The sequence below is a fragment of the Bacillus sp. Marseille-Q1617 genome (genome assembly GCF_903645295.1).
Taxonomy (GTDB): Bacteria; Bacillota; Bacilli; order Bacillales; family Bacillaceae_B; genus Rossellomorea.
In genome coordinates this window covers 861,232-876,423 of the sequence record NZ_CAHJXM010000002.1, presented here as the reverse complement: position 1 = coordinate 876,423, position 15,192 = coordinate 861,232, and the positions used below count along the sequence as shown (strand labels likewise).

Below are 15,192 nucleotides of genomic sequence, written 5' to 3'. Positions count from 1 at the left end.
ATACCAATTATTCCACTAACTTTTTAAAGAATGCTATTTCCTTTTTCCCATATACATCTTATAATGACGAAGATTTTTATTTTAAGGGGAGAAAGAGAAAGATTGACTAAAGAGATATTTCAAAATGTTGTGGATGAAATGTTAGGCCGTTTGGATTCTGTGCTGAGTGTGACATTGGAGGATGCTTTTCCCGGCAGGCGCCTTGTTGGCGGGAAATACAGCATGAGCACCCATTCCATTACAATGTACACTGAGGATGTCACTGAGCAATGTCTTCGCCTGTTTCCTCGAGATACATGTTTACCTGAATATTTTAAAGTCGTTTTGGCCCATGAACTTGGGCACGCGCATGATAAAGAACTTGAGGAATTGGCAGACAGCTTAGATTTCGCTGATGAGCCGGAAAGAAACCGGTTGATGCTGCGAATCGAAGAAAATGCATGGAGGTTTGCCCGGAGTATATTACCGGATGTGGCACCTTCTTTCCTTGAAGAGATTGAGGGCCAGTCACTGGCTCCTTATTATCTGGCTGTCGAAAAGGACCTTGTACCTGCATGATGGCAGTAAAAAACACGCATGAAAGCCATGCGTGTTTTTTGTACTTTATGTTACCTGCGTTTTGGGCTTGTCCCCTTTTAATACGGCCTGGATGTTCTGTACACAAAGATTCATCATGCCTATGCGGGTTTCTGTTGAAGAGCTTGCGATGTGAGGCAGTGCCACGACATTTTCCAAAGAGAGCAGCGGATGATCCGGATCGATCGGCTCTTTCACAAAGACATCTAGCCCCGCACCAGCGATTTCACCTGTTTTCAGCGCCTCTGTCAATGCCTCTTCATTCACGATGGCACCACGGGCAGCATTGATGAAGAATGCAGATTTTTTCATGGCTTGAAATTGTTCTTTTTGGAATAACCCTTCCGTTTCCGAAGTTAGAGGCGCAAGGACGACCACAAAATCAGATTGGACCAGAAGCTCATCCAATGATACATAGGAAGCCCCCAGCCTTTCTTCGGCTTCCGGCTTTCGTGAACGATTATGATACAGAATGTCCATGTCAAAACCTTTCGCCCTCTTGGCCACCGCTTCTCCTATACTTCCCATCCCCACGATTCCGATTGTTTTATGGTGGATGTCTGCCCCTGACAGAAGGAGAGGGGACCAGCTTTTCCATTTTCCTTCTTTAATGTAGCGGTCAGCCTCGACGATCCGGCGTGCAGCCGCCATTAACAAACCAAAGGTCAAGTCAGCTGTGGTATCGGTCAGCACATCCGGCGTATTACAAATGACCACTCCATTTTGCTTTGCTGCTTCGAGATCGATGTTATCATAGCCGACCGCCAGATTCGCTACCACTTTAAGTTCCTTGGCATGTTCAAGGAGTTCAGTATCCACTCCATCCGAGAGCATGGTGATCAGTGCCGATGCCCCTGACACCTTCTCCAGAAGAACATCCCTTGGAACCGGAACGTCTTCCTTTTCCCACATTTCCACTTGAAACTCCTGATTCAACGATTCAATTACGGTTTTAGGTAATCTTCTTGTGATATAAATAGATGGTTTCATTGAGTTTACCTGCCTTCACTTACATTTCCTACAAGTGTACCATAAAAGGGCTTTCATTGATGATTCAAAGATTTACAGCCAGCCCACCAATGGGATTCCCCATTTTTTCACCGGCACCTCAGACAAGTGATAAAAATCAGACAAGAATGATTCGTAATGTTTGGAGTTTTTCAAGTAGCGCTCGAGTTTGTCCTCTGCAGTTTTCTTTTGCTGATCGGATTGAGAGATATAGTATTCTTCTATACATTCAAAATAATGGAGCGGAAACAGAATCCTTGAGTACAACAGCCTCCATGCAAAAGGAGAAAGCGGCGCAATGGTTTCGTATTCCCTTAAGAACTCCTGCATGCCGGGATGAAATGTCTGGCTCTTCATGAGGTATTGTTCCCTGACCCATTCAGCAAGATCCCGGCTGGCGTGGTCGAATACCCAGTGAAATGGGAAGTGAATACAGGTCTCAGTCCCCCATGTCGTGTGCTGAAAACGTTCGTGACAGATCGTGCCTGCATCTTCAGGTTTTGGATCTTCATCGAGTTCAGTATCCACTAGATATTGAATGGCGTTTTCAGATAGGGCATTGTAATAAGGATAACTTTCGACGAATAGGCGTTCGAAATCATCGACCGGTTGATTCTCAAGGACTTCGAAATAGGCTTTTTCCAGTTGGGAAAGCCTCCGTTCCCATAACGCTTTCCACTGTCCCATCCTGCTGATCTTCTCTACCTTCTCTTCAAATAATCTGCCTCGAAAATGAAACTTACCGAGCTTTCTTCCCACTTTGCTGTCAGCTGCGGAAGGCAGTTCTTCATTTCTCACCAGCACATAATCCTGGTTGTTTTCTGTTACTAAATAACGGCCCTCTGTACTTTGCACAAACGAAGAAACATAACGGTCCCCTTGTGACTTCATATGCTCGGTTAATTTATAGATTTCTACCAATGTTTCCTGTTCCACATTTGAAACGCCAACAATACTATATAATAATCCCCCTGCCATATAGCGGTCCATCACACCGTCAAAGTATGCGCGTTCTGGGGTCAACCCGTAATGCTTCGCTAAAATCTCATGAGACATATTACCCTCTCCTATCTGTATACAAAGCGGCTTTCATGAAGAAGTCCGCTGCCTTAGTTTCTTCATTTTTACATTAAATCGATGGTTCCAAGGAATATCCCCCTGTACTGATGGGCAAGAATGAGGATAGAGGCTATTATTATGTCTATTTTTAAAAAGGGTATCATATGAGTAAAACAAGGCTCTGTCGCTTGAATAATATTTAACTACAGAAAAGGTGAATTGGATGAAGGACAAAAAATCAATGGATATATTAAAAGAAACCTCAAGAAGATGGCTGCATGAAAGAGGCGTAGAAATTGAAGACATCGCCAATTTAGTTATGTACCTTCAACAGAAATACCATCCTGACCTTGAACTGGAAGAATGCATTTACAACGTGGAAAGAGTGTTAACAAAGCGTGAAGTGCAAAATGCCATTCTAACTGGAATTCAATTGGACCGGTTAGCGGAAAAGAAGTTGCTTGAAGAGCCCCTTCAATCGATTGTGGAAGTGGATGAAGGATTATACGGAGTGGATGAAATTCTTGCCTTCTCCATTGTGAATGTGTATGGATCGATCGGCTTTACAAACTACGGTTTTATTGATAAACAAAAACCCGGCATTTTAATGAAGTTAAATGATAAATCTTCGGGTATGTGCCATACCTTCCTTGATGATATCGTGGGAGCCATTGCAGCAGCAGCTTCAAGCCGTCTTGCTCACCGGAATGAAGGTCAGCAATAAACAGGCATTTATGAAAAAACAGACCCCATTTTTTGAGGTCTGTTTTTTCATTTGGTAATTTTTACTTGTTTTAGCACGTTAAATTTGCACGCATAAAAAGTATTCGATATAATTACAAATATAGTTGTAATAATTAAAAATATAATTGTAATATTATGACTTTTTTCCACTTTATAAAGGCTATCACGAGTACGGCTAATTCCGCCTGTTCATTGGTCGCAACAATGAATCGGACTGAGGTGAATGTAAGATAAAACTACTCAGTGATCAAACCTTGGTAGAAGCGTTTAAAAAAGCAAATGCATTACAACTGGACAAAGAATTCATTCAAATGATCAAGCTGGAAATGTCTCATAGAAACCTTATTCCGTCAACTCGTCAGAAGAAGGGGCCCGAAGCGTCATCTCTTCTTCGCGAGTGGGAATGATATCCTCCCACTTCAGCTGCAATCCTTGTATCAGGGCATGAATTTTGTTTATCGATGCATTTGCATCTCCTTTTTCAATTAAAGAGATATAATTTACGGTCAATCCGCTTCTTTTGCTGAGCTCTTGAATCGTAATCTCTTTTGCGCGCCTGTGCCTTCTGATGTTCTTTCCAATCAACTCAGTAATACTCATATTTCACACTACCTTTTTCATATTCCCCAGCTAACAGAGTCAATAGGATAGGATATGCATAAATATCCTTCTTACCCTTCTACCCTGCATAGCATGATTAAAACATTACCCGGCAATTTAATTTACGTTTCACTCCTTTTAATGATATTTCAGGAAATAACTTTCATTTCCCTGTTCTATTTTACCCAGATAAAAAAGAGTTGTCTAACCTGGAAATGCTCGAAACAATTTTTAAATATCATTAAAAAAGGCGATAGACTAAGTGTCCATCACCCATTCCTTTTCTATACATCCCACTCGTCCAGCGTATTGATTGTATAAGTCGGCTGTTGTTCCATCTGCTTCAAGATCTCTTTTGTTGTAACACCGGTATGGACAAGGAGCGTATCCAAACCTGCATTCATTCCTGCCTTGATATCTGTATCATAATTGTCGCCGACCATTAACGTGTCTTCTTTTGCAACGCCAAGCACTTCCAATGCCTGCTCCATGATGATGGATTCAGGCTTGCCGATGAAGATAGGCTGTGTCTGAGTAGAAACCGTAACGACAGAAGTCAGTGAACCATTTCCAGGCAGCAAACCTCTTTCCGTAGGAATGGCAATATCTCCGTTTGTTGAAATGAATGTCGCACCATTGCGCACCCCGAGACAAGCGAGGGCAAGTTTTTCATAATTGATGCCGCGGTCGATCCCAACTACGACAAAATCGGGGCTTTCGTCTTGCAAAGTAATGCCTTTTTCCTCCAATGCTGAGCGGATTCCCTCTTCTCCAATGACATAGGCAGTACTGCCAGGCTTTTTGTCAGCAATGAATTGAGCAGTCGCCATTGAAGTCGTGAATACCTGTTCTTTTTCAGCTGAAATGCCGAATGCCTTAAGTTTTTCAGCGACCTGTTCAGGGCGGCGTGATGAATTATTCGTCACAAACAAATATGGCAGCCCTTTTTCCTTCAGGCGCCGGACAAAATCCCCCGCTTCATTGATGACTTCTTTCCCTCTGTACATCGTTCCATCCAGATCGATTAAATAACCTTTGTATTGTTTCATTTTGTACCTCCGTTTTGATACGTTTAGTATGTTAGTTTTTCATTATAATATCTACAAAAAGAAAACGCTTTCCGAAAAGAAAGCGCCGGTGATTTTCATTAATTTTTAAATGCGGAAACGGGTCCGAGTTCATTTTCCAAATAGCTGCGTACATGTACAGGAAATTGTTCTAATGTAGAACGTACGTAATGAAGAATCCTCTGAAGAGCTTGATGGTCGACGTTTGTATATTCTTGAACCAGAACCTTACGCTGTTCGATCAAACGTTTTAAGTCTTTGCTCATTTCATCATTGATGACTTTTTCATCCAGCAATATATCGATTATGTCCTCGTAGCTTCCGGGATCTCTCATGATAAAACCATCAATCATACTGTTTCCCACATCAAGAACCGATTCGATCAGGGTATGCCCGATTCTTTCGAGACCGAGCTTCTCCATCTCGGATTTCCAGTCTGACTGCTTATTAAACATGCTTAATTGATCATTCATAAATACCAAGGTTTCTTCAATTTTTTCTCTGTCCACGAAATACATTCCGTTCACCTCTTCTGATTGACATCCTTTTATAGTTTAACATAATTTTCAGCAATCTATATAGTGGCGTCTTCACTGCAATTCGCGCTTCAGTTTGTTATGATGGAGAAAGCTGACGAAATTAGAGGAGGAATCGTGATGACAGACCGATTTTATTTATACGATGATACCGAACAGACAAAAACACGCTTTGTGAGCTTTATGGGAGAAAATCAGCGCTATGACCTAGCCATCACCCAAACCGACCGTTATTATGGTAAATCACTCGTATTGGACCTTCAAGGAAGCCGCTTCGCCATCATCGGCCGCGATGACCTCGATGAACCGGGGTACCTTGAAAGTGTTTATAAGCTTACGGAAGAAGAAGCTGCCGAGCTGAGGGATTTTTTGAGCGAGACGATAATGTAAATATCCCCGAATGAACATCTCCCGCTCCTCACATACTACACCTAAGAAAGGTGGGAGATGAAATGAAAAAAGGACATGATTCCCGCGACAAGGAAGAAGAAGTGTACAGCGACTTTTCCACTGTGGAGACACAGCGGAATTTCCTGGTGCCCGAGACGCTTCCCGAAGGACCATATGGATCTCCTCGCGGAAAATATACTCCGGTTGAAAATAAGAGTACGGACTGGGAAAAGGGACAACGGTACTACAGTGCCTTCAATTATGAAAATAAATCCCTTCACCAGGATATCCCCCGTCAGGAACCTGGCTCTCATCCCGTACACGCAGACCCTGAACGAAACGAAGAGCCCCCTTATACGGAGAATGAATAAAACAAAGGAACATCTCCTTCTTCTGAGATGTTCCTTTGTTATCCTGCCTTATTTTTTCACTTTTTTCAAAAGAAAATATGCACATCCGAAGTTGCAGTATTCATAAAGATAATCCTTATGCGTACTCACCTTTGTATCGAAGGATGCTTTCTGATTCTGATCATCGAAAAAACCTTTAAGGCGCAGCTGGCCATATCCCCAGTCTCCGAGGATAAAGTCGTATTTATTTAAAATATCACTGTATCTCTCTTTGAATGCTTCTTCATTAAATCCGTCCCTGAATTCTTCCACGATTTCATAACAAATGTTACCGACACAGATCATTCCATCCACCCTCTTTCTTCCTTATCCTTACTTAAATTATAACGGATTGTCCATTAATTACTATGAAAAATTATAAAATGAGATGGTCACCCTAACAATTAGGGGGTGTTTCAATTGAATAAATATATTCTTGGCACGACGGTATTAAGCTTTGCATTGTTCGGTGCGGCCTGTAACGGGATTGATAAAGCAAATGAAGAAATGTTCCATGACAACGGCAACACCATCAATGTGAACGACCAGGAAGAACTTTTTAATGAAAATGTGAGCAAGGACTCTAAACGAAACGGGGAAGATTTCGGATTTGTCCGTCAGCAGAAAAGCCCTGTACAGGGACAAGCCATTTCGAATGACAATATGTATCGTTTAGACCGGGAGCAGGTTGCCGACAGCATCAGTAAAATGAGCGTAGCCATACCGAACGTGGATGATTGTGCGACCCTTGTGACGGATGAAGAGGTGCTGATCTCTTATAAAACCGATAAAAAAGATAAGGATGCCCGCTTCAATGTTGCTGATCAGGTGAAGAAAACGGCCATGTCCGTCATCCCGCGCTGGTACCATGTGTATGTAACCGATGATCCGAACTTGATGCAGAATGTAGAAAATCTTGCAAAAATGGACAGCGACAGCAAAAATGTCAATACGGCCATTGATGATACGATTAACTTGATGCTGAAAGCTTCTCCTCAAGGCAAGAATATTGATGCCGGTGAAAATGCCAACGGTGAAATGATTGATGAACAGAATATGAATGAAGATGATGTACATCAAATCAATAAAGAGCGTCAACAGCGTACTGACAACTCAGAGACCATGATGGACTAGCATCTTTCCGTTCAGCCTCTATCTTTGGCAATTGTTGATAAGTACAAAAAGCCCTTTTCAACAGCCTTTAAAAAAGGACTGACTACGAGAGACATCTCAAATAGTCAGTCCTTGCTGCATTTATGCCTGCTGTTTCATTTCTTTCTCACCTGCTGCTTGCTTCGCTTTGGCAGCTGCATTTACCTGCTCGTCGGCATGATAGGAAGAACGCACAAGCGGTCCAGCTTCACAGTGGCTGAAGCCTTTTTCCATCGCTGCTTCACGGAGTTCGGCAAACTCATCCGGATGGTAGTATTTCTGTACCTTTAAGTGTTTCTTCGTTGGCTGCAGATATTGACCAAGGGTTACGATATCCACATTATTGGCACGAAGGTCGTCGAATGTCTCAAGAATTTCTTCCTTGGTTTCGCCAAGTCCAACCATGATGCTGGATTTCGTCGGAATATCCGGATTCAATTCTTTAGCACGGCGAAGGAACTCGAGCGTACGGTCATATGTTGCACGGGCCCGGACTCTTGGAGTCAATCGGCGGACAGTTTCAATATTGTAGTTCATGATATCCGGCTTTGCATCCATTAGTGTCTTGATGTTTTCAAACACTCCGCCCATGTCGGAAGGCAGTACTTCAATGGATGTAAATGGACTTTTGCGGCGGATGGCACGCACTGTTTCAGCAAATACTTGAGACCCGCCGTCTTTTAAATCATCTCGGGCAACAGCTGTGATGACAACGTGCTTCAAGTTCATCAGTTGTACTGAATCGGCTACGCGTTCTGGCTCTTTTAGGTCCAGTTCGTTCGGTAATCCTGTTTTAACTGCGCAGAAACGGCAGGCACGGGTACAAACATCCCCAAGGATCATAAAAGTTGCGGTTCTTCTTGTTCCCCAGCATTCGTGTATATTGGGACATTTGGCCTCTTCACAAACTGTATGAAGGTTATTTTCCCTCATCATTTTTTTCAAGCCCATATAGTTATCATTGGTGTTCAGCTTAATCTTAAGCCAATCCGGTTTACGAATATATTCGTCTTTCTTCGTCATACCCCTCATCTCCAATCCTAACAATTTCTGATTTAGGCAAAGCTCTTTTCGCATACACTGTTGCTTACAAACAGGAAAATACCGGATATTGGGTATTTTCCAATGTACGTCCCTATCTCTTATTAGCTTGAGTTCGAAAAGAGCACGTAAACACGCACTATTCATTCCCCGCCATCATGAACGAGATGCAACAGTAATTAGAAAACAGCCCTATGTAAGAGTGAAACGCTTACTGATCGTTCATTCTATGTAAAATTATAGCCATCATCAATATACTTCTTTTGTCACTTTATCATACTAAAAATGTGAAAACAAGCATGTACCTCTTTTACCATTTATTGATGATTATGATTAATGAGAGCTCGTCGCACACTAAGGGCAGAACTATAAGTTGGAGGGATTGACTTGTATATACGATTAGTTCTGACACTTGCCTTGCTCCTTGTTCTTATAGGTCCTGTCCGGACACAGGCAGAAGAAAAGTTGTCAGAGGAACAGATACACACAAAACGGTTGGAATTATTTCAAAAAAGTGAAGCACTTACTCAAATTCCTTGGTATTATCTTGCAGCTGTTGACCAATACGAACGCAGCTTGCGCTTTGCGCGTAAAGATAGAGAAAAGCCCTCCTCTTTGATCTCCATTTATATCGATCCCGAGAAATGGGCAGGACCATTAAATCCCAATCTCGAAGATGAAAACCCGGAGACCATCACTCTATTCAACGGATTTGGAAGGGATGGGGATCTTGATGGTAAGGCCAGCATCAAAAGTGATGAAGATGTCCTGGCAGCCTTTACGGATTATATCTTACAGTACGGAATCGACCGCGATAACTTCAAACTGGCTTTATGGGATTACTACAAACGTGATAAGACTGTCAGTATCATCATGGGCAAAGCCAAGATCTACAAGCACTTCGGTACGATTCATCTAAATGACAAAGCATTCCCTCTCCCGCTCAGATTCAATTACAGCTACCGGAATACATGGGGGGACGCACGCGGATGGGGCGGCCGGCGCATCCATGAAGGGACGGACCTTTTTGCGGACTATGGTGTTCCCGTTCGGGCGACGTCGTACGGCATCATTGAAATGAAAGGCTGGAACCGCTATGGGGGGTGGAGAATCGGTATCAGGGATATCAATAATACCTACCATTACTTCGCACATTTAAGCGGTTTTTCGGAAAATCTGAGAGTCGGACAGGTCGTCGAACCCGGAATGATGATCGGGGGAGTCGGCAGCTCAGGCTACGGGCCACCCGGTACATCCGGTAAGTTCCCGCCACATCTCCACTACGGTATGTACAAAGACAACGGCTTGACAGAATGGTCCTTCGACCCGTACCCGCATCTTCGGCAATGGGAACGGCAAGACCGTATCAAAAGTAAGAAAAGGTAACAGAAGGCCCTGCCTTCATCATGATGACGAGGGCAGAGCCTTTAACGGAGTAAGAAAGAGCAGACGATGGTAAACCACCGTCTGCTCTTTACGTTCATATTATGATGCTTTTTTGGACTTGGATACCGCGTTAGCGATACTTGCCGCAAGTCCACCCCAAATGATGACGACACCGACAACTAACATAATGATTGCACTACCGCTCATGTCAGCTTACCTCCTTATAGCTTTCAGCTTCTGTTTTGGAATGCCAGCGTTTAAAGGTAAATGCCACTCCGACAATTAAAGCGAAGGCTGCTACAAACCAGCCGCTGTAAAGGATGAAGGAATCAGAGTATCCCCCATAGTTCCCTGTTTCCGTTTCAAATTCTTTCAGGATGTTCATCTTGAATAGTCCAAACATCATCCAACCCAGTACGACAGGTGTGATGACTCCGAGACAAACTTTCCACCAGCCGCCAAGCTGGATGTCAGATAATCCATTGGCGTGACCTTTAAAGGTATTGAGTTTGCGCAGGAACCAAACGACTACGATAACTTCTACTAACCCGATGAACGCTACACCGAACTGGTTAATGAAGTAATCTGCTACGTCAAGGAATAAAAGTCCGCCTTGTGTAGCGAATAAAAGTGAGACGAGGGCAGAAAGTCCGCCGCCAAACGCTACCGCTTTCGTACGCGTAATTCCGAATTTCTCAGAAATACCAGCTACATACGTTTCAGTGATTGAGATGAGTGATGATAAACCTGCAAGTACCAGTGAAGCAAAGAACAAGAATCCGAATAGACCGTTCAATGCCGGGAATTCATTGATGATTTGCGGGAATACCACGAATGCCAAGCCAACCCCGCCGCTCACTACTTCCTCAACACCGACTCCTTGTGTTTGGGCCATGAATCCAAGTGCAGCGAATACCCCGATCCCTGCAAGAAGCTCAAATCCGGAGTTACTGAAACCGGTGATGAATGCATTATTCGTAATATCGGATTTCTTCGGAAGATAACTGGAGTACGTAATCATGATTGCAAATGCGATTGATAAACTGAAGAAAATCTGGCCGTAAGCCGCTACCCACACATCCGGGCTCATGATCTTGCTGAAATCCGGAGCGAAGAAAGCATCCAATCCATCAAGGGCACCAGGTAAAGTCAAGGCGCGAACCACAATGATCAGGAATAATACTACGAGTGCAGGAATAAAGATCTTGTTCGCTACTTCGATACCTTTCTTGACTCCCTTGAAGAGTACGCCGAGAGTAATGATCCAGACTAATAATAGAGGTATGAATACACCGGCTACGATGCTTCCTGTTTGTCCAGGGTCTACAGATAACTTCAAGTATTCCCCAAATAAGAATCCTTCCGTGTCACTTCCCCAGCTTTGATTGAAAGCAAAAACACTGTATGCCATCGCCCATGCAATTATGACGGCATAATACGTGGAAATGACAAATGATACGAGTACCTGCCACCATCCCAGCCATTCTGTCTTTTTATTCATGCGGAAGAATGATAATGGCGCAGATCCGCGGTACTTATGTCCTATCGTGAATTCTAATACGAGTAATGGAATACCGGCAGTCAAAAGAGCAAAAAGATAAGGAATAAAAAATGCCCCTCCACCATTTTCATATGCTACCGCCGGAAAACGCCAAATGTTTCCCAACCCGATAGCAGACCCTACTGCAGCCAGGATAAATCCTGCACGTGTTCCAAACTGGGCACGTTTTTCCATGTTGGTTCCCCCCAAAGTTTCCAATTACCAATTTGAAGGTAATTGAAATTTTTATATTTTCAGATTATTTAATCTAAAGTCAGTATAGCTAGTTCTAGGACAATTGTCAAAGCAAAATTTTGTAATTTCGGGGTATTTTCTACTTTTATAGTTCTATTTGCCCTCTGGCGGTTTTTAAATGGAAAACACTAACGTTATACCCTGATAATCAGCACTATTTATTTTCGATAATGGATTTCATATGCCGTCCGGATCCCTGATTCAACGGCCCCTTCTATCCATCCGTGAAAAGAAGAGGTATGCTCTCCCGCAAAATGAAGCCTTCCTTCCGGTTTCCGGGTAATCTCATCGAAATTTTTCTGCTGCTGGGGGGTAAATAGTGTGAAGCATCCAGCGGAGTAAGGGTTTTGACTCCAATTGAACCAAACAGCCTGCATAAATTCCGTATACACGATCTTTCCATATATCTTGGCTAAATCCTTCAGCACCACACGAACCAATTCTTCATTGGGTAAACTGTTCCATAACACGGCATCACTTCCCCAGCTGTAGCTTGCCAGCAGTACCGCAGGACCACCCGACCCGATTCCGTGGCTTGGAATATAACTGAATTTCAAAGGCAGGTCACTGGTGATATTCCCAAATCCGTATTCCTCCCAAAACCTGCTTTTAAATTCAATGCCGATTTTTACAGCATGGACATTATTCACTTCTCTTATTGCCTGCCACTTTTTAAACGAAATTGAATCATAAGGGACGACATCCACGAATTGAAAGACCGTGAAAGGCATCGTGACAATGGCATAGTCACCCTCATATTGCGACATCTTCCGTGTAACAGGATTTAATGTCTGTACACAAACACGATTATCTTCCTGGATGATCTTGACCACTTTCCGGTTAAGCTTGATCTCCTTTTGCAGCTCATTGATAAATGACCTGGGCAGATGGTCATTTCCCCCGGTTATTTCATAAAATGATATTTTTTCACTGAAAATTGGATAAATGATATCTGTCAATATGTCTATAAAAGAGAAGCCCGGGAAGCCCTCTATACCAAGCATGACAGCGATTTTTCGAATGGCGTTGTCCGAAAGTGATTTTCCGAGAGGATTGGAAGCCAAATAATCACCCATCGAGTAAATCGAATACTTTTTCTTTAATTCTTTCTGCTCTCCCGGGGTGCTTCTTGAGTATAAATCAAAAAATGGCTGGGTCGCTTCAAGAAAAAGTTCAGTTGCCGTTTTTCCTTTTTCCTCCTCTTCAAGAGGGAAACGTAAAATATCCGGGTTTCTTTTATATTCACTTTTGGTAGTCAGAACTTTGTTGACATAGATCAAATCCTGCGGGGAAGAGTTGATAAAACGATTGATCGGCAGGTTAAAACGCTTAATATATTCAAACACCAACACATGATTCTCTGGTATTCTCATGGCGCCGAATTCAAGGTAATTCCCGGATGTAAATGGTTCCCTCACCGTATAAATCCTGCCGCCTATCCTGTCATTTCCCTCCAATATCATCACTTCATGTCCTGCTCTTTTCAACAGGGATGCCGCAACCAGTCCGGCCATCCCGCCTCCTAATATGAGCACCTTTTTAGGCTTGGAGGATCGCTGGAACCCATTCCGGATGATGGATAGTAATTCTTCCGGATAATGTAAATCGGCATAGCCTTCCACCTCTGTCAGCATATCGATTCCCCCTTTCCTCCTATTCATATGAGAGAGGAACATCTGATAGAATTGCGGGCGAACGGCTCATTTTTCATAACTGCCGCGAATGCCCGATTGATCCCGGGCCCAAAATATAAAAAACCAGAAGCAAATATGCCTCTGGTTTTACGAATATCCTTATTGTGAAACTGCTGTATCTGAATTCTTTCCTTTTAAGAATCCGATTCCTGCAACCAGCACGATGACTACGACTAATCCAAGCAGGGTGCTTCCGGTGAACCCTAATACGAGGTAACCGATGGAAGCTGCCAATGCACCGATGAGTGCGTAAGGAATCTGCGTGAGAACGTGATCAATGTGATTGCTTCCTGCCCCGGTTGAAGACAGGATGGTTGTATCAGAGATTGGTGAACAGTGGTCTCCAAGAACCGCACCTGCTAAAACAGCGGCCATCGCAGGAAGTAATACACTTACATCAGTTGCTGCGGCAATTTCACCTGCTATCGGAAGCAGGATCCCGAACGATCCCCATGAAGTCCCTGTAGAGAAAGCCATGACTCCGGCCACCAAGAATAGCAGTACAGGCAGAACCTCGACCGGCATGTTCGATTTTTCCACTAATCCGGCTAAATATGTTCCAGTTTGAAGCTCATCGATAAGAGTGACGATCGCCCATGCAAAAATGAGGATGTATACAGCTGGAAGCATGGATTTGATTCCTTCAACAACCGCTGTTCCGGCTGCACTTCCCCCCACTCCCTTCAAGCTGACTTGACGGAAGAAAAGAATGAGTGCAATCGCTAATGCGAATAAGCTTCCATATAATAATGACTTAGTGACATCTGTATTTTCAAATACAGGTAAGATATCGAACGAACCAACTGCCTTATATCCAGTCCAAAGCATCATACCGACTGTTCCGACAACCAGGGCGATGATCGGCCATGCGAGATCGCCTACCGACCCTTTAGAGCTTACAGGCAGATCGTTCTTAAGCTCACCCGGGATCTCTTTATCCGGGTCATAAAGGTTGCCTGTCGTCACCGCTCTTTCTTCATGTTCCTTCATCTTTCCAAAATCAAAGCCTCTATAAGCAACGATCAACACTAGTAATAACGCTGCCCAAACATACAGATTCATAGGAATCATCTGGATGAATGCAGAAAATGCTGTGTATTCAGTGATGCTGTGTGTGGCAAGAATAGAGCCGATGATTCCAATGATATATGCTCCCCAGCTTGATACCGGTGATACCACACAGACCGGTGCCGATGTCGAATCGATGATATAAGCTAGTTTCGCACGGGAAATTTTGTGACGGTCCGTGATCGGTCTTGCAACCTGTCCGACCGCAAGCGCATTGAAATAGTCATCAATAAAAATAATGATACCTAAAACAGCCGCCAATAATTGCGCGCCTCTTCTTGTCTTCACCCGTTTCATCGCCCATTCACCGAATGCGCGGCTTCCGCCGGAAATGTTTACGAAAGCGGTGATGACGCCAAGAATCAATAAGAATAAAATGATGTACACATTCCAGGTATTCAATCCACCGTCGGCAACGAAAATGCCCTTGACGGCTTCCCATATCTTACTGAAAGTGCCTGTAATTGAGAAATCTGTGATTAGAAGTGCTGAAGCGATGATCCCTACACCCAGCGAGAGCAGTACGCGCCTCGTCAAGATAACCATCAGGATGGCTAAAAGGGGCGGGATGATTGAGTAAATTGTGTTTTCCATAATGTCCTCCTCCTATTTGATAGGGGGGGAACCTCATTGCATGACAGAGGAATAAAAAAAGGTAATGATAGAGGATCCTATCATTACCTTTAA

General features: G+C 43.4%; 18 protein-coding genes. 7 read left to right on the top strand and 11 right to left on the bottom strand.

Annotated elements, in window-relative coordinates; genetic code table 11:
• Positions 1-102 precede the first annotated feature (102 nt).
• Positions 103-558, top strand: coding sequence for a hypothetical protein (locus HWX64_RS15745; protein WP_254871171.1), 456 nt, complete (start codon positions 103-105; stop codon positions 556-558).
• A gap of 45 nt (positions 559-603) precedes the next feature.
• Here HWX64_RS15745 and HWX64_RS15740 read toward each other — a convergent pair whose 3' ends face one another.
• Together HWX64_RS15740 and yutH are read right to left on the bottom strand one after the other, a co-directional pair.
• A complete protein-coding gene (locus HWX64_RS15740; protein ID WP_175990470.1) occupies positions 604-1,566 on the bottom strand; it encodes a D-glycerate dehydrogenase in 963 nt (320 codons plus the stop codon).
• Between the two features lie 72 nt (positions 1,567-1,638).
• Entirely contained in the window at positions 1,639-2,640 is a 1,002-nt protein-coding gene (yutH, locus tag HWX64_RS15735; RefSeq protein WP_175990469.1) for a spore coat putative kinase YutH, read from the bottom strand.
• Positions 2,641-2,866: 226 nt separating this feature from the next.
• Here yutH and HWX64_RS15730 point away from each other — a divergent pair, with 226 nt between their 5' ends.
• Positions 2,867-3,367 carry a phosphatidylglycerophosphatase A gene (locus HWX64_RS15730; protein ID WP_175990468.1) on the top strand — a complete coding sequence of 167 codons (501 nt, stop codon included), beginning with the start codon at positions 2,867-2,869 and terminating at the stop codon, positions 3,365-3,367.
• Between the two features lie 250 nt (positions 3,368-3,617).
• Complete coding sequence (sda, locus tag HWX64_RS15725; RefSeq protein ID WP_175990760.1) at positions 3,618-3,794, top strand: sporulation histidine kinase inhibitor Sda; 177 nt, start codon at positions 3,618-3,620, stop codon at positions 3,792-3,794.
• On the opposite strand, the gene HWX64_RS15720 is transcribed toward sda, so the two are convergent.
• The 3 genes from HWX64_RS15720 to HWX64_RS15710 all read right to left on the bottom strand — a co-directional run bounded on the left by HWX64_RS15720 (position 3,730) and on the right by HWX64_RS15710 (position 5,572).
• Positions 3,730-3,987, bottom strand: a complete 258-nt coding sequence (locus HWX64_RS15720) for a helix-turn-helix domain-containing protein (protein WP_175990467.1) — start codon at positions 3,985-3,987, stop codon at positions 3,730-3,732. The genes sda and HWX64_RS15720 overlap by 65 nt on opposite strands.
• Before the next feature lie 284 nt (positions 3,988-4,271).
• Positions 4,272-5,036, bottom strand: a complete 765-nt coding sequence (locus HWX64_RS15715; protein WP_175990466.1) for a TIGR01457 family HAD-type hydrolase — start codon at positions 5,034-5,036, stop codon at positions 4,272-4,274.
• A 98-nt stretch (positions 5,037-5,134) separates the two neighbouring features.
• Entirely contained in the window at positions 5,135-5,572 is a 438-nt protein-coding gene (locus tag HWX64_RS15710; RefSeq protein ID WP_175990465.1) for a DUF86 domain-containing protein, read from the bottom strand.
• A 138-nt stretch (positions 5,573-5,710) separates the two neighbouring features.
• Here HWX64_RS15710 and HWX64_RS15705 point away from each other — a divergent pair, with 138 nt between their 5' ends.
• Positions 5,711-5,980, top strand: coding sequence for a DUF3055 domain-containing protein (locus tag HWX64_RS15705; protein ID WP_175990464.1), 270 nt, complete (start codon positions 5,711-5,713; stop codon positions 5,978-5,980).
• Positions 5,981-6,042: 62 nt separating this feature from the next.
• Entirely contained in the window at positions 6,043-6,351 is a 309-nt protein-coding gene (locus tag HWX64_RS15700; RefSeq protein WP_175990463.1) for a cytosolic protein, read from the top strand.
• 48 nt (positions 6,352-6,399) lie between these two features.
• Here the strand turns inward: HWX64_RS15700 and HWX64_RS15695 are convergent, their stop codons facing one another.
• Positions 6,400-6,675, bottom strand: a complete 276-nt coding sequence (locus tag HWX64_RS15695; protein WP_175990759.1) for a YutD family protein — start codon at positions 6,673-6,675, stop codon at positions 6,400-6,402.
• 105 nt (positions 6,676-6,780) lie between these two features.
• On the opposite strand from HWX64_RS15695, the gene HWX64_RS15690 reads away from it, so the two are divergent.
• Positions 6,781-7,503 (top strand): YhcN/YlaJ family sporulation lipoprotein, encoded by a 723-nt coding sequence (locus HWX64_RS15690; RefSeq protein WP_175990462.1) that lies wholly within the window; start codon positions 6,781-6,783, stop codon positions 7,501-7,503.
• Between the two features lie 120 nt (positions 7,504-7,623).
• On the opposite strand, the gene lipA is transcribed toward HWX64_RS15690, so the two are convergent.
• A complete protein-coding gene (lipA, locus tag HWX64_RS15685) occupies positions 7,624-8,544 on the bottom strand; it encodes a lipoyl synthase (RefSeq protein WP_175990461.1) in 921 nt (306 codons plus the stop codon).
• A 411-nt stretch (positions 8,545-8,955) separates the two neighbouring features.
• On the opposite strand from lipA, the gene HWX64_RS15680 reads away from it, so the two are divergent.
• Entirely contained in the window at positions 8,956-9,948 is a 993-nt protein-coding gene (locus HWX64_RS15680; RefSeq protein WP_175990758.1) for a M23 family metallopeptidase, read from the top strand.
• A 99-nt stretch (positions 9,949-10,047) separates the two neighbouring features.
• Here HWX64_RS15680 and HWX64_RS15675 read toward each other — a convergent pair whose 3' ends face one another.
• The 4 genes from HWX64_RS15675 to HWX64_RS15660 form a co-directional block, all read right to left on the bottom strand.
• On the bottom strand, positions 10,048-10,155 hold the full coding sequence (locus HWX64_RS15675) for a methionine/alanine import family NSS transporter small subunit (RefSeq protein WP_175990460.1): 108 nt from the start codon (positions 10,153-10,155) through the stop codon (positions 10,048-10,050).
• A 1-nt stretch (position 10,156) separates the two neighbouring features.
• Positions 10,157-11,683 carry a sodium-dependent transporter gene (locus HWX64_RS15670; RefSeq protein WP_175990459.1) on the bottom strand — a complete coding sequence of 509 codons (1,527 nt, stop codon included), beginning with the start codon at positions 11,681-11,683 and terminating at the stop codon, positions 10,157-10,159.
• A gap of 218 nt (positions 11,684-11,901) precedes the next feature.
• Positions 11,902-13,377, bottom strand: a complete 1,476-nt coding sequence (locus tag HWX64_RS15665) for a flavin monoamine oxidase family protein (protein WP_175990458.1) — start codon at positions 13,375-13,377, stop codon at positions 11,902-11,904.
• Between the two features lie 159 nt (positions 13,378-13,536).
• The gene (locus tag HWX64_RS15660; RefSeq protein ID WP_175990457.1) at positions 13,537-15,099 is read right to left on the bottom strand and encodes a Na+/H+ antiporter NhaC family protein; all 1,563 of its coding nucleotides are present in this window, start codon (positions 15,097-15,099) and stop codon (positions 13,537-13,539) included.
• Positions 15,100-15,192: the final 93 nt, after the last annotated feature.